At 72.0% G+C, this 13,457-nt stretch carries 13 protein-coding genes; 6 read left to right on the plus strand and 7 right to left on the minus strand.

Translation table 11 applies throughout. From position 1 onward, the window contains the following. Positions 1 to 53 precede the first annotated feature (53 nt). From AC2CHG_RS07290 to AC2CHG_RS07300, 3 genes are read right to left on the minus strand one after another with little or no spacing between them, the layout of a single operon-like run. Positions 54 to 362, minus strand: a complete 309-nt coding sequence (locus tag AC2CHG_RS07290; protein WP_013288595.1) for a cupin domain-containing protein — start codon at positions 360 to 362, stop codon at positions 54 to 56. Further along, positions 359 to 1,309 (minus strand): LLM class F420-dependent oxidoreductase, encoded by a 951-nt coding sequence (locus AC2CHG_RS07295; protein WP_262013266.1) that lies wholly within the window; start codon positions 1,307 to 1,309, stop codon positions 359 to 361. Before AC2CHG_RS07295 ends, AC2CHG_RS07290 begins: the two co-directional genes overlap by 4 nt. 2 nt (positions 1,310 to 1,311) lie before the next feature. Continuing rightward, on the minus strand, positions 1,312 to 2,094 hold the full coding sequence (locus tag AC2CHG_RS07300) for an ABC transporter ATP-binding protein (protein ID WP_194801410.1): 783 nt from the start codon (positions 2,092 to 2,094) through the stop codon (positions 1,312 to 1,314). A 284-nt stretch (positions 2,095 to 2,378) separates the two neighbouring features. Between AC2CHG_RS07300 and AC2CHG_RS07305 the strand changes: the two genes are divergently transcribed. Next, on the plus strand, positions 2,379 to 3,407 hold the full coding sequence (locus tag AC2CHG_RS07305; protein WP_194801409.1) for an ABC transporter substrate-binding protein: 1,029 nt from the start codon (positions 2,379 to 2,381) through the stop codon (positions 3,405 to 3,407). Positions 3,408 to 3,510: 103 nt separating this feature from the next. Then, a complete protein-coding gene (locus AC2CHG_RS07310; RefSeq protein ID WP_194801408.1) occupies positions 3,511 to 4,341 on the plus strand; it encodes an ABC transporter permease in 831 nt (276 codons plus the stop codon). 172 nt (positions 4,342 to 4,513) lie between these two features. On the opposite strand, the gene AC2CHG_RS07315 is transcribed toward AC2CHG_RS07310, so the two are convergent. Further along, positions 4,514 to 5,695, minus strand: a complete 1,182-nt coding sequence (locus AC2CHG_RS07315) for an ABC transporter substrate-binding protein (RefSeq protein WP_194801407.1) — start codon at positions 5,693 to 5,695, stop codon at positions 4,514 to 4,516. A gap of 447 nt (positions 5,696 to 6,142) precedes the next feature. Here AC2CHG_RS07315 and AC2CHG_RS07320 point away from each other — a divergent pair, with 447 nt between their 5' ends. The 4 genes from AC2CHG_RS07320 to AC2CHG_RS07335 all read left to right on the plus strand — a co-directional run bounded on the left by AC2CHG_RS07320 (position 6,143) and on the right by AC2CHG_RS07335 (position 10,623). Next, the gene (locus tag AC2CHG_RS07320) at positions 6,143 to 9,196 is read left to right on the plus strand and encodes a sensor histidine kinase (RefSeq protein WP_194801406.1); all 3,054 of its coding nucleotides are present in this window, start codon (positions 6,143 to 6,145) and stop codon (positions 9,194 to 9,196) included. Further along, complete coding sequence (locus AC2CHG_RS07325) at positions 9,193 to 9,600, plus strand: roadblock/LC7 domain-containing protein (protein WP_013288588.1); 408 nt, start codon at positions 9,193 to 9,195, stop codon at positions 9,598 to 9,600. Before AC2CHG_RS07320 ends, AC2CHG_RS07325 begins: the two co-directional genes overlap by 4 nt. A gap of 62 nt (positions 9,601 to 9,662) precedes the next feature. Then, a complete protein-coding gene (locus tag AC2CHG_RS07330; protein ID WP_013288587.1) occupies positions 9,663 to 10,025 on the plus strand; it encodes a DUF742 domain-containing protein in 363 nt (120 codons plus the stop codon). Then, positions 10,006 to 10,623 (plus strand): GTP-binding protein, encoded by a 618-nt coding sequence (locus AC2CHG_RS07335; protein WP_013288586.1) that lies wholly within the window; start codon positions 10,006 to 10,008, stop codon positions 10,621 to 10,623. The genes AC2CHG_RS07330 and AC2CHG_RS07335 overlap by 20 nt, the downstream gene beginning before the upstream one ends. An 11-nt stretch (positions 10,624 to 10,634) precedes the next feature. Here AC2CHG_RS07335 and AC2CHG_RS07340 read toward each other — a convergent pair whose 3' ends face one another. From AC2CHG_RS07340 to AC2CHG_RS07350, 3 genes are all read right to left on the minus strand, one after another. Then, complete coding sequence (locus tag AC2CHG_RS07340) at positions 10,635 to 11,723, minus strand: uroporphyrinogen-III synthase (RefSeq protein WP_194801405.1); 1,089 nt, start codon at positions 11,721 to 11,723, stop codon at positions 10,635 to 10,637. Then, positions 11,723 to 12,070: a nitrite reductase small subunit NirD gene (gene nirD, locus AC2CHG_RS07345; protein WP_484524415.1), complete on the minus strand. Its 348-nt coding sequence runs from the start codon at positions 12,068 to 12,070 to the stop codon at positions 11,723 to 11,725. The genes AC2CHG_RS07340 and nirD overlap by 1 nt, the downstream gene beginning before the upstream one ends. Beyond that, a partial coding sequence (locus tag AC2CHG_RS07350) for a (2Fe-2S)-binding protein (RefSeq protein ID WP_484524416.1) occupies positions 12,067 to 13,457 on the minus strand: 1,391 nt, incomplete at its 5' end. The genes nirD and AC2CHG_RS07350, both read right to left, overlap by 4 nt.

The following is a 13,457-nucleotide window of genomic DNA, read 5'->3' on the forward strand; positions in this document are numbered from 1 at the left end:
TGACCCCGATCGCCACCTTGCCGCCGCGCGGCGCGGCGAACCCGCCGGTGTGGCTACTTCAGCTCGACCAGGCGCGCGAGGTAGGTGGTGTCGCCGACGTTGGTGAGCATGTGCACCGCGCCCGGGTCGCGGTAGACCACGCCGCCGGTCGGCTCGTCGGCGTCGATGGTGGTGCCGTCGATCGTCTGCACCACGTTCTTGGCGCCCTGGATGGCCACCACCAGGTACGGGTGGTCGTGGCGGTGCAGCGGCTGCCGCTCACCCGGCTCCAGCCGGATGTGCCAGACGCGTACGCGGTCGTTCTCGTACACGATCTCCTGGCCCACCGGGCCGAGTTCGAGGTCGGCGGAGAGTTCGGTCATCGTGGTCCGTCCAGTCGGGGGAGCACCTCGGCGGCGATGAGCTCCACGTGGTCGAGGTCGTCGAAGTCGATCAGGCGCAGGTGCACCCGGGTGGCCCCGATGGCGGCGAACTCGCCGATCCGGTCGACCAACTGGGCGGGGGAGCCGACCACCGGGTCCTCCGGCGGCAGCGCGCTGGAGACGTGCAGCGGCGCGGCCCGGCGCTGCGCCTCGGCGTCGGTGCGTCCGATCGCCACCACGATGCCGGCGGAGAGTGTCAGCGGCGCGCGGCCGGAGGCGTCCCGCCCGGCGCGGTCGCACGCCTCGCGTACCCGCTCGTACGCGGCGGCGGTCTCGGCCACGCTCTTGAACGGCATGTTGAACTCGTCGGCGTAGCGGGCGGCCAGCTCGGGGGTGCGCTTCGGTCCCCGGCCACCGACGATCACCGGCGGGCCGGGCTGCTGCACCGGCTTGGGCAGCGCGGGCGCGTCGACCAGCCGGTAGTGCTCACCGGTGAAGCTGTACGTCTCGTCGGCCGGGGTGCGCCACAGGCCGGTGACGATCTCCAGCTGCTCGGCGAGCCGGTCGAATCGCTCGCTGACCGGCGGGAACGGGATGCCGTACGCGGTGTGCTCGCGCTCGTACCATCCGGCGCCGATGCCCAGCTCGACCCGGCCGCCGCTCATCCGGTCGACCTGGGCGACCATGACGGCGAGCGGCCCGGGGAGCCGGAACGTGGCGGACGTGACGAGCGTGCCGAGGCGGATCCGGGAGGTCTCCCGGGCCAGCGCGGCGAGCGTCAGCCAGGCGTCGGTGGGGCCGGGCGGCGCCGGTTCGTCCCCCATGGCCCGGTAGTGGTCGGCCCGGAAGAAGCCCTCGAAGCCGGTCTCCTCGACCAGCCGGGCGAACCGGAGCTGGTCGTCGTAGTCCGCACCGCGGTGGGGTTCGGTGAACACCGAGACCCGCATGGTCACCGGCCTCCGACGGGTACGCCGGGGGCGTCCCGCTCCATCAGCAGTTCGTGCAGCTCGGCGCTGATCCGCGCGACGTCTTCCAGGTGTTCGTGGCGGCCCAGCGTGCGCGGCCGGGGGACGTTCACCTCGACCACCTCGCGGATGCGCCCGGGGCGCGGGCTGAGCACGACGACCCGGTCGGCGAGCAGCACCGCCTCGTCGATCGAGTGGGTGACGAAGACGATCGTCGCCTTCGTCTCCATGTGCACGCGCTGGAGTTCGCCGGAGAGTTCCTCGCGGGTGAGCGCGTCGAGCGCGGAGAACGGCTCGTCCATGAGCATCACCCGGGGCGAGCCGACCAGCGACCGGCACAGCGACACGCGCTGCTGCATGCCGCCGGACAGCTCGTGCGGGAGGCGCTTCTCGAAGCCGCCCAGCCCGGCCATCTCCAGCAACTGGCGGGCCCGGTCGCGGTGCTCGGCGCGGCGCCAGCCGAAGATCTCCACCGGCAGCAGCACGTTGTCCAGCACCGAGCGCCAGGGCAGCAGCGCCGGCCGCTGGAACAGCATCGCCACGTCGCGGCGGGGCTTCGTGATCGGCGTACCGCCCACGGTGATCTCACCGCCGGTGACCGGGAGCAGGCCGGCGATCATGCGCAGCAGCGTGGACTTGCCGCAGCCGGACCGGCCGAGGACGGCGACGAACTCGCCTTCGGCGACGTCGAGGTCGATGCCGCGCAACGCCTCCACCCGCCCCGAACGGCCGTCGAAGGTGCGGGACACCCCGGACAGTCGGATCATCTTCCGCCGGCTCCCTTCCACATCGTCCGAATGCGAGCCGGGCTAGCGTAGCCGACCGTGCTTATAGCACCGTCCGGGGTGGACGTCAGTCCGCTTTCCGTCACGCAACTTCGTTTCCGTTCCGCAACCGGGACGGCGGCGGCAGGTCATCTGGCTTCTCGTACGCTGTTGCGCGCGAAGAGTCCCCTCACGACGGTCCAGTCGGCCGAACCCACGTGCCGACCCCGTCGGACCCACGACCCGACCGGCGAAGAAGTCCTGGTCGGAAAGGACATGGTGCACTGATGAGAAGGCTGACCCGCACGGTCGCCGCCGCGGCTCTGGCCACCGCCCTCGCCCTGGTGGGCGGCTGCAGCAGCGACTCGGACAAGTCCGAGAGCGGCGGCGGCAACGGCGCGGCGCTGGAGAAGGTGACGTACCTCACCTCGTTCGGCAACTTCGGGCGTGACTCCTACGCCTGGGTGGCGAAGGACAAGGGCTTCTTCAAGGAGGCCGGTTTCGACGTCGACATCAAGCCCGGTCAGGGCACCGGCTCCGTGATCCAGACCATCACCGGCGGCCAGGCCGACTTCGGCCCGATCGACCTGACCGGTGGCATCCTCCAGCTCGGCAACGGCCAGGCGAAGGACTTCGTGGCGGTGGCCGCAATTCAGCAGCGCACCATGGCCGCGATCGTCACGGTCGAGGGCAAGAACATCGCCACCCCGAAGGACCTCGAGGGCAAGAAGCTCGCCGACACCCCGACGTCCGTCGTGCGCAACCTCTTCCCGACGTACGCGCGGCTCGCCGGCATCGACGGCAGCAAGGTGACCTGGGTCAACGGTGAGGCGCAGGGCCTGATCGGCATGCTCGGCTCGGGCTCGGTGGACGGCATCGGCCAGTTCGTCGTCGGCCAGCCGACGGTGGAGACGGTGACCAAGAAGAAGCCGGTCGTCCTGCCGTACAGCAACGTGATGCAGGACCTCTACGGCAACGCGCTGATCACCTCGTCGAAGATCGCCAAGGAGAAGCCGGAGATGGTGAAGAAGTTCACCGCCGCGCTGCTCAAGGGCCTGGAGTACTCGCTGGCCCACCCGGACGAGGCGGCCGAGATCCTGAAGAAGAACGTGCCGGCCGCCGTCCCGGCCGCGGCGTCCGCCGAGCTTCAGCTGATGGCCGCGTACGTGCGGTCGAGCAACTCCGGCACCGCGATCGGCACGCTGGACAGTGGCCGGGTGGCCAAGAGCATCGCGCTGCTGCAGGGCGCCGGTGCGCTGAAGCAGAACCTCACCCCGGACCAGATCATCGACTTCAACCTCGCGCCGAAGGCCTGACCGGCCCGCTCGGGCCAACGGGGGTGCGACCCGCCGGACACCCCGGTGGGGCGCACCCCCTTCGCGTGCCGGTCACACCGACCGGCGCAGAGAGGAGGACACGTTGACACAGTCGACCGAGGCCCGGCCGGAGGCGCCGCCGCGCCCGGCGGTCCGGCGCGGGATCGCCGTACGCCCGGCGGCGGTCGGGCTGCCGGCGCTCGGCCTGGTGATCGCGGTGGCGGCCTGGTGGCTGGTCACCTCGGGCCTGAACCTGGTGCACCCGGCCGCGCTGCCCCCGCCGCAGGCGGTGGGGAAGTCCCTCGCCGGCACCACCGAGGTGCTGCTGCCCGCGCTGGGCATCACCACCTGGATGACGGTGTTCGGCTTCCTGCTCTCGTCGGTGGCCGGGGTGCTGATCGGGATGGCACTGGCCGCCTCCAGCCGGGTGGAACGGATGTTCGCGCCGCTGCTGGTGGCGGTGAACGCGGTCCCGAAGATCGCGTTCGGGCCGCTGCTCGTGGTAGCCGTGGGCTGGGGGCAGAAGCCGATCCTGACCATGGTGTTCCTGCTCTGCTTCTTCCCGATCGTGCTCTCCACCGCGACCGGACTGACCACCACCCCGGCGGACCTGGCGGAGCTGGGCCGGTCACTCAACGCCTCGTGGTGGCAGTCGTTCCGCAAGGTGCGCTTCCCGGCGGCGCTGCCGCAGATCTTCGTCGGTCTCAAGGTGGCCATGCCGCTCGCCGCGATCGGCGCGGTGATCGGGGAGTTCTACTCGGACCGCCCGGGCCTGGGTTACCAGATCCTCCAGTACAACGGCGTCGGCGACACCGCTACCGCGTGGGCGGCGATCGTGCTGGTGGCGCTGATGAGCATCGTGCTCTACGCCGCACTGAGCCTGGTCGAGCGCCTGGCCCTGCCCTGGGTGAAGGCCACCACCTCAGCCCGCTGACACCCCGAGACGAAAACCCGACGTCGACCGAGCACCCAGAAGGAAACCTCAACCCGCGGGTGCCGGCGGCCCACGACAGGTTTGGCCCCACCGCAACCGGCGCAGGGATCAAGCTTGACCGCCCGGAGCCGGTTGCGGTGGGGCCACACCCCCACCGCAACCGACCAAGCGATCAGCCGGCCAGCCGCCAACGACCACCACGGGCCACCAGCGTCGTCAACGCCTGCGGCATCAGCCCGGAGTGGTTGTCCGGCGTCATCCGGATCGGCCCGGAGAGCCCATCGAGCTGCGACGTCTCCAGCACGTCGCGCAGCCCGTCCCGGTCGACCTTGCCCGGCTCGCCGCCGGCCTGCAGCTCGGCGTCGGCGATCAGCTGGACCGCGTCCGCCGCGAAGGAGGAGAAGCCGTTGTAGCCGCCGAACCGGGCGGTGTAGTCCTGGAACCACTGCCGTCGCGCGGCCTTGGCCGGGGTGGTGGCGATCACGTCGTCGATCACCATGGTCTGGGTGAAGATCAGCGTGGCCTCGTCCGTGGAGCGGGCCGAGGGGCCCAGGAAGAGGTCACCGGCGGCCGTGGCGTCGAAGAACAGCGACCCGCGGAACTTGCTCTGCCGTGCCGTGGTGGCGGCGAGCATCGCCTGCTCCGGCGTGGTCCACAGGACCAGTGCCTGCGGCTTGCGGGCGACCAACTCGTTGATCTGCGTGCCGACCTCGGTGTCGGTGACCCGCACCGACTCGTTGGCGACCAGCTTCACGGAGGTCTTGCTCAGCTCACGGCGCAGGGCGGCGAGCCCTTCCTGGCCGTAACCCTCGGCGCTGTGCAGCAGCGCCACCTTGCGGATCTCGCGCCGCTCCAGTTCCGCGGCGAGCGCGGCGGCGCTGTCGGTGGCGTTCGGGGCGAGCTTGAAGACATATCGGCGCTCGGCCACCGGCTCGGTGATGTCGCTGGACGACCCCAGTGCGATCGTCGGAATGCGCTTCTCGCCGATCGTTCGGGCCGCGCCGACGGCGCATTCGTTGCAGCCGCCCATGATGACCGCGCTCACGCGTGAGTCACCGCTGAAATCATTGATGTTCCGCAAGGATTCCGCGGCATCCGAGCGGTTGTCCTTGACCCGCAGATCGATCTTCCGGCCGCCCAGTGCGCCGGAGGCGTTCAACTGCTCGACCTTCAGTTGCAGAGCCCGTTGGTAGACCTTGCCGACCGGCGCCGACGCGCCGGAGAGTTCCAGGTCGGCGGCGATCACGATCGGGCTGGTGTCCTGCGGTTCCCCGCCGATCCCGCAGCCGGTGAGCGTGGTGGCCAGCACGGCCGATGCGAGCGCCGCGATGCTCGCGGAGCGGATGGGGCTCAACTCAGTCCTCCAGGTGCGGCGCGGGCCGACGCCCGATCACCGCCGCTCGTCCGTCCTCAGTGGAGGAACGGGATTGGTTTGCCGTACGGTGTGCGCGAAGCCTGCAAAACCTTGCCAATGCCGGGGCCTGTGGTCAAGCCGGGCTGACGAGTGCTGTTTCGGGACAGCCATCCCACATGCTGGGGACACGGAACATTAACTGACAATTACTGCACAGATGCGCGTGACCACTCTGGAGTGACATCCCCTGTTCAGGGGGTTGGAGAAAAGAAGGTATTAGGTGATCGGATCCCGGGATGCGTCGGCCGCGACCGTTTCCTGCCTCACTGCGGCTTCCCAAACAGGATCTCGTCTGATGAAATCGCGGCCGTGCCGCGCGTGGCGCTGGCCGCTGCACCAGGCACGGGTCAGCGGGTCGCGCGTGGAAGAAACGACGGAGGCGATGTCGTGAGCACCGGACCTACGACCCTGCCCGGGAGCCCCAACGCCGAACAGCGGAACCGGCGCCGGCGCCTGCCCAGGCTGCGCGACGCGCGGATCCGCTCCAAGCTCGCCCTCATCCTGGTCGTTCCGGTCGCCGCTGTCATCGCACTGGCAACTATCCGACTCGTTTCGGTCGGCGAGGGCGCGTACGAGGCGGACCGGGTCCGGTCGCTGAGCGCGGTGTCCGTCGACATCGCGGCGCTCACTCAGGACCTGCACAAGGAGCGGATGGCGGCGGCGGTCTTCCTGGCCGACCCGAACCAGAAGCCGGACGCGTACAACCTGCGGGTGCGCCAGACCGACGAGCGCATCGCGGCGTACCAGGACGAGCGCGGCAAGCTCGGCGACGTGTCCGGCGCGATCAGCAACCAGCTCAAGGTGATCGACGCCCACCTGTCCACGTTGAACGGCACCCGCCAGGAAGTGCTGGACCGGCTGCAGATGCCGGTGGCCGAGGCGAGCCTGCGCTACGGCATCGTGCTCGACGACCTGGTCGCGTACAGCGACGCGCTGGCCCAGCAGCCGGGCGCGGACAGCCTGGCCGACGCCCGCCGCGCGGTGGCCGCGTTCGCCCACGCCAAGGCCCAGGTGGCCGAGGAGCAGGCGGTGGCCTTCACCGCCCTCGACGGCGGGCAGGTCGGCGAGGAGCAGTTCTCGTCCTTCGTGGCCACGCTCACCGGTCAGCAGGAGGCGCTGCTCACCTTCTCCCGGACCGCGACGCCGGGCCAGCGGGCCCTGGTGGACCGCACCGTCTCCGGTGACGCCGTCCAGCTCGCCGACCGGGTCGCCGGCGACGTCTCCCGGTCCATCGGGCGTCCGGCGCTGGTCACCCGCGACGAGGCGTCGGCCGCCATCGGCGCGGTCGACGACCTGATGCGGTGGGCCGAGATCCAGCTCCTGGACGAGATGCTGGCCGACGCCGACGAGGCACGCGCCGACGTGATCCGGCAGGCGATCGTGGAGAGCCTGCTCGTGCTGCTCACGCTCGCGGTCGCGGTGACGCTCGCCGTGGTGCTGGCCCGCTCGCTCAACGACTCGCTGCGCCGGCTGCGCGAGGGCGCACTCGCCGTGGCCAACCACGACCTGCCGGACGCGGTGAGCCGGCTGCAGAACGTCAACGCCATCGGTGACGGCGGTGTGGACGAGATCGTCCAGCAGGTACGGGACCCGATCAAGCTGAGCAACCGCGACGAGGTCGGTCAGGTGGCGGTGGCCTTCAACGTGGTCCACCGCGAGGCGGTCCGGGTCGCGGCCGAACAGGCCGCGCTGCGGACGAGCGTCTCGGCGATGTTCCTCAACCTGGCCCGCCGCTCGCAGAGCCTGGTCGACCGCATGATCGGCGAACTGGACGCGATCGAGCGGTCCGAGGAGGACCCGAAGCGGCTGGCGCAGCTGTTCGAGCTGGACCACCTCGCCACCCGGATGCGCCGCAACGACGAGAACCTGCTGGTGCTCGCCGGCGCCGACTCGGCCGTGCCGCGCCGCGACGACGCGCTCCTGGTCGACGTGCTGCGCGCCGCGCAGTCCGAGGTCGAGCTCTACAACCGGATCGAGTTCGGCACCGTCGACACCGACATCTCGGTGGCCGCGCACGCCGTCAACGACGTCGTCCGGCTGGTCGCCGAGCTGCTCGACAACGCAACCCGGTTCTCGCCGCCGAACACCACTGTGGTGGCCGACGGCCGCCGGATCCGCGACTATGTGCTGATCCAGATCGAGGACCGCGGTCTGGGCCTCAGCGACGACCAGCTCGACTCGCTCAACCGGCGCCTGGCCGCGCCGCCGACCGTCGACGTGGCCGCGTTCCGGCTGATGGGTCTGGCCGTGGTCAGCCGGCTCGCGTCCCGCTACGGGATCCGCGTCGAGCTGCGCCGCAACGTCGAGGGCGGCACCGTCGCCCAGGTCACGCTGCCGAACTCGACGGTGGTGCTGCCGGCCAACCGGGGCCAGGCACCGCTTACCCGGCCGCGTCAGCCGCTCGCCGTCGAGCAGTCCCCGCTCAGCCAGGTCGGCGCCGGTGACGCGCTGGCCGGAGCCGGGCGGGGCGCTGCCACCGCGACGCTCGCCGACCAGTGGCGCGGGGCGACCACCGCCCCGCCGTCCCGGTGGCAGACGCCCGCCGAGACGCGCGACACCACTCCCGCCGTACAGCTGGGTGGGGCGACCGGCGCGCTGCCGACTGTGGCGGCGCCCGCCCCGGTGGCCGCGGCGCCCGCCGCGCCGGCTCCGGTCTCCGGAGCGGGCTGGTCGGCCGGCGGGCCGACGGTGGCGTACCCCGCGCTGGACCCGCTGCCCAAGCGGACGCCCGGTGTCGAGTCGGCGCAACCCGCGACCCAGGCCGCACCTCCGGCCTACCAGCCGCTCGCCGCGGCGCCGGCGGTGGAGAGCACCCCGGCGACGCCGGTGGTGGCCCGGCCCGAGCAGCGGGCCGAGGCGCCGATATTCCGTGAGATGGAGGCGGTCTGGTTCCGTTCGCACGGAGAGGACGAGACCACCATCTTCACCCGTCCCACGTTCGACGAGCCGCCCGCGCCGGCACAGCCGGCGGTGGCGCCCCCCGCGGCGTCGGCGCGTCCGAAGCTGCCCACCCGTACCCCGGGGGCCCAGGCGTCGGGGCTGACCACGTCGACGACGCCGCCCGCGTACAGCCCGCCGGAGGTTCCGTCCACGCCGCCGGCGGCCGCGACGCCGCCCCCGACGCCACCCGCCGCCGAGCCCGCGCCCGCGCCGTCGATCGACCCGGAGGCCTGGCGTACGGCGGCCGACGAGGGCTGGTCGCGGGCCAGCCGTGCCGCGGAGCCCACCACCGGCGGGACCACCCGCTCCGGCCTGCCCAAGCGGGTTCCGCAGGCCCAGCTCGTGCCCGGCGGAATAGAGCCGAAGAGCGGCCGGGACCGCAGCCGGCGCACGCCGGACGAGGTACGCGGTCTGCTCTCCGCCTACCACCGTGGCGTCCAGCGGGGCCGTACGGCCGGCGCCGACCTGAACAGCACCTCGACCAAGGAGACGAACCGATGAACAGGCCGGCGGCCATGCAGGACATGGGGTGGCTTCTCACCAACTTCGCCGACAGCGTTGCGGGCATCGCGCACGTGGTGGCGGTGTCCGCGGACGGGCTGCTGCTCGCCTCCTCGCGGGATCTGCCCGGCGACCGGGCCGACCAACTCGCCGCGATCACCTCCGGCGTGGTGAGCCTGACCGAGGGCGCGGCGCGGATGTTCAGCGCCGGTGGGGTGCTGCAGACCGTGATCGAGATGGACAGCGGCTACCTGTTTCTGATGTCCATCAGCGACGGTTCGTCGATGGCCGTGCTCGCGGCGCGCAGCTGCGACGTCGGCCAGGTGGGTTACGAGATGGCACTGCTGGTGGAGCGGGTCGGCCAGGCACTGGTCCCGCTGCCGAGGGACGCGGTCCGGTCCTGATCGGAGCGGGGAGCTGACGACCGGAGCCGGTGCGGCTCCGAACGAGGGGAGGTGATCGCGAGATGGACCCGCGACGTGATCCACGTGGCGCGCTGGTGAGGCCGTACGCGGTCACCCGGGGCCGCACCGAGCCGTTGCAGAACATCGCGCTCGAAGCGGTGCTGTCGAGCACGCCGACGCAGTCGGCCGAGGCGCGCTTCGCCGGGCACGACAAGTACCGCATCTCCTCGGTCTGTGAGGGCCGGGCGCAGTCGCTTGCGGAAATCGCCGCTTACACCCGGATGCCGCTGGGCGTCACCCGGGTGCTGGTCGCCGACATGGTGGCCGAGGGCCTGCTGACGCTACACACTGCCGCTCCCGCGACGGGTTTCGCGGCGCGGATGAACCTGCTTGGAAGGGTGCTAAGTGGACTTCGCGAACTATGACCCCGACGGGGTGAACCGCGGCCGGGAGATCATCTCCGCGAAGATCGTGATCGCGGGTGGCTTCGGCGTGGGTAAGACAACGCTCGTCGGGGCGATCTCCGAGATCCAGCCGCTGACCACCGAGGCGCTGATGACCGCGGCCGGCGTGGGAATCGACGACGCGTCGAAGGTGCCGGGCAAGGAGACCACCACGGTCGCCATGGACTTCGGCCGTATCACGATGGCCGAGGACCTGATCCTCTACCTGTTCGGCACACCGGGCCAGACCCGCTTCTGGTTCATGTGGGACGAGATCATCAGGGGCGCGGTGGGTGCGGCGGTGCTCGTGGACACCCGCCGGATCACCGACGCGTTCGCGCCGCTGGACTACTTCGAGAACCGCAAGCTGCCGTACGTCGTGGCGTTGAACCGCTTCGGCGACGCGCCGCACTACGAGCTGGAGGAGGTCCGGGAGGCGCTCGCCATCTCCCCGGACGTGCCGATGGTCCTGTGCGACGCCCGCCAGCGGGACTCGGTCAAGCAGGTGCTGGTCACCGTGGTGGAGCACGCCATGCTCCGCCTCCAGGCCGAGCACGGCTACCCGGCCTCCGTGGGCTGACCGCCTGCGGGTCAGTCGACCCGCAGGCGGTACCCCCGCTTGACCACCGTCTGCACCACGCGGGGCGCCTTCAGCCCGGCTCGCAGGCGGGCGACAGCCATCTCCACCGCGTGCTCGTCGGCGCCGCGCGGCAGCGTCCGCAGCAGCGCGGTGCGGGAGAGCACCTTCCCCGGTGACGCGGCGAGTGCCCGCAGCACCGCCATCGGCGCCGGCGCCAGCTGACGCAGCTCGCCGTCCACCACCGCGGCGTGCCCGCGCAGCGTCAGGACGTGCCCGGCCGCCTTCACCGAGACGGTACGCCGGGGCAGTTCCTCGACGATGGTGCGGACCAGCGCGCCCAGCCGGGCCCGGCTCGGTGCGCTCACCGGCACCCCGCGGCGGACCAGCGGCTCGGCGGTGACGGTGCCGACGCACCCGGCCAGCACGTCACCGCGCAGCGCCTCCAGCACCGTCTCGGTACGGTCCCCGGCCGCCCGCAGCAGCGCCTCGGCCGCCGGGGCCGAGGTGAACGTGACGGCGTCGACGAGCCGCCCGGCCACCAGGTCGATGAGCCGGTGCAGCGGCGCCGGGTCGGCCGGCGGCGCCCACCGGTACACCGGCACCTCGATCACCGTGGCGCCGGCCGCCACCAGCGCGTCGGCGCACTCGGGCTGCCGCTCGCCGTGCAGTTGCATCGCCACCACCTGGCCGGCCACCCCGCGCCGGACCAGGTGCTCGACCACCTCGTCGCAGCTCTCCGAATCCGGTGACCAGTGCTCGCGCAGCCCGGCGGCACGGATCGCGCCGGTCGCCTTCGGGCCGCGGGACACCACGTAGGCGCGGGCGAGCGTGCTGCGCAGCGGCTCGGCCAGCCCCCAGCCCTCGGCCGCCTCCAGCCAGCCGCGCATGCCGATGCCGGTGTTCGCCATCAGCACGTCCGGCGGCTGTTCCAGGCAGGCCCGGGTGGCCTCACGCAGGTCGGTGTCGTCGGCCAGCGGGACGATCCGTAGCGCCGGGGCGAGCACCACCCGCGCCCCACGCCGCTGGAGCAGCGCGGCCAGTTCGTCGCGCCGCCGGTCGGCGGTGACCCCGATGGTGAAGCCGGCCAGCTCGTCCCGCATCATTCCTCCTGCCGTAACCGCACCTCGACCAGGCCGTCCCGGCAGCGCACCGGATGCCGGCGCAGCGTCACGCCCGGTAGGTCCAGGCACCGTCCCGTGGTGAGGTCGTAGACCTGCTTGTGCAGCGGCGAGGCGAGCGTGGGCACCCCGCCCCGGCTGCCGACCAGCCCCCGGGACATGACGTACGCGCCGCCGACCGGGTCGAGGTTGTCCACCGCGTACAGCCCGTCCCCGGTGCGGAAGACCGCCACCTGGACGCCGTCGACGAGCGCGGCCACGCCCCGGCCGGGGTCGAGCCGGTCCAGCGGGCAGACCGGGGTCCAGTCCAGCGTGACGACGGGGCTCATCGGCGTACCTCCGGCAGGCCCAGCACGACGGGCTGGCGGCGGTGTCCGCCGTCCGGGGGCGCGCCCCGGGCCGGCACCGGCTGGCCCCGTTCCTGGGTGAACGTGATGGACGGGTCGGGTACGTCCGGCGCGTTGACGAACGAGGTGAAGCGGCGCAGCCGGTCCGGGTCCTCCAGGACGTCGCGCCACTCGTCGGAGTAGCTCGCGACGTGCCGGGCCATCGATGCGTCGAGGTCGGCGCAGAGCCCGAGCGAGTCGTCCACGAGCACCGACCGGAGGTGGTCCAGGCCGCCGTCCATGGCCTCGATCCAGGCGGCGGTGCGCTGCAACCGGTCGGCGGTGCGGATGTAGTACATGAGGAACCTGTCGATGAGCGTGACCAGCTCCGCCGTGCTCAGGTCGGTGGCGAACAGGTCGGCGTGCCGGGGCCGGAAACCGCCGTTGCCGCCGACGTACAGGTTCCAGCCGCTCTCGGTGGCGATGATCCCGAAGTCCTTGCTCCGGGCCTCGGCGCACTCGCGGGCGCAGCCGGAGACCGCCGACTTGAGCTTGTGCGGCGCGCGCAGGCCCCGGTAGCGCAGCTCCAGCGCGACGGCGAGCCCGACCGAGTCCTGGACGCCGTAGCGGCACCAGGTGTCGCCGACGCAGGACTTCACGGTGCGCAGCGCCTTGCCGTAGGCGTGACCCGACTCGAAGCCCGCGTCGACGAGCCGCCGCCAGATCTGCGGCAACTGGTCGACCCGCGCGCCGAACAGGTCGATCCGCTGCCCACCGGTGATCTTCGTGTAGAGCCGGAAGTCCCGCGCCACCTCGCCGATCGCGATCAGCTTCTCCGGGGTGATCTCCCCGCCGGGGATCCGGGGCACCACCGAGTAGCTGCCGTCGCGTTGCAGGTTGGCCAGGAAGTGGTCGTTCGTGTCCTGGAGCGACGCCGCCTCGCCGTCGAGCACGTGCCCGGTGCCGAGCGAGGCCAGGATCGAGGCCACCACCGGCTTGCAGATGTCGCACCCGCCGCCGCGCCCGTGCTCGGCGACGAGCCGGGAGAACGTGCTGATGCCCCGCACCCGGATCAGGTCGAACAGCTCCTGCCGGCTGTGGTCGAAGTGCTCGCACAACGCCGTCGACTGGCGTACCCCGGCGGCGTCCAGCAGCTGCTTGAGCATCGGCACGCAGGAGCCGCAGCTCGTACCGGCCCGGGTGCACGCCTTCAGCGCCGGCACGTCGGTCGCCCCGCCGGCGATCGCCGCGTCCAGGTCGGCCCGGGTCACCGCGTTGCAGGAGCAGACCTGGGCGGCGGCCGGCCGTTGAGCAGCACCACGTGCGGGACGCCCGCCGCCCAGGTGGTCAGCCAGATCACTATCAGGGTGGCCTCGGGTCCGCTGACCTC

This window comes from Micromonospora sp. ATLC20, from assembly GCF_057196585.1.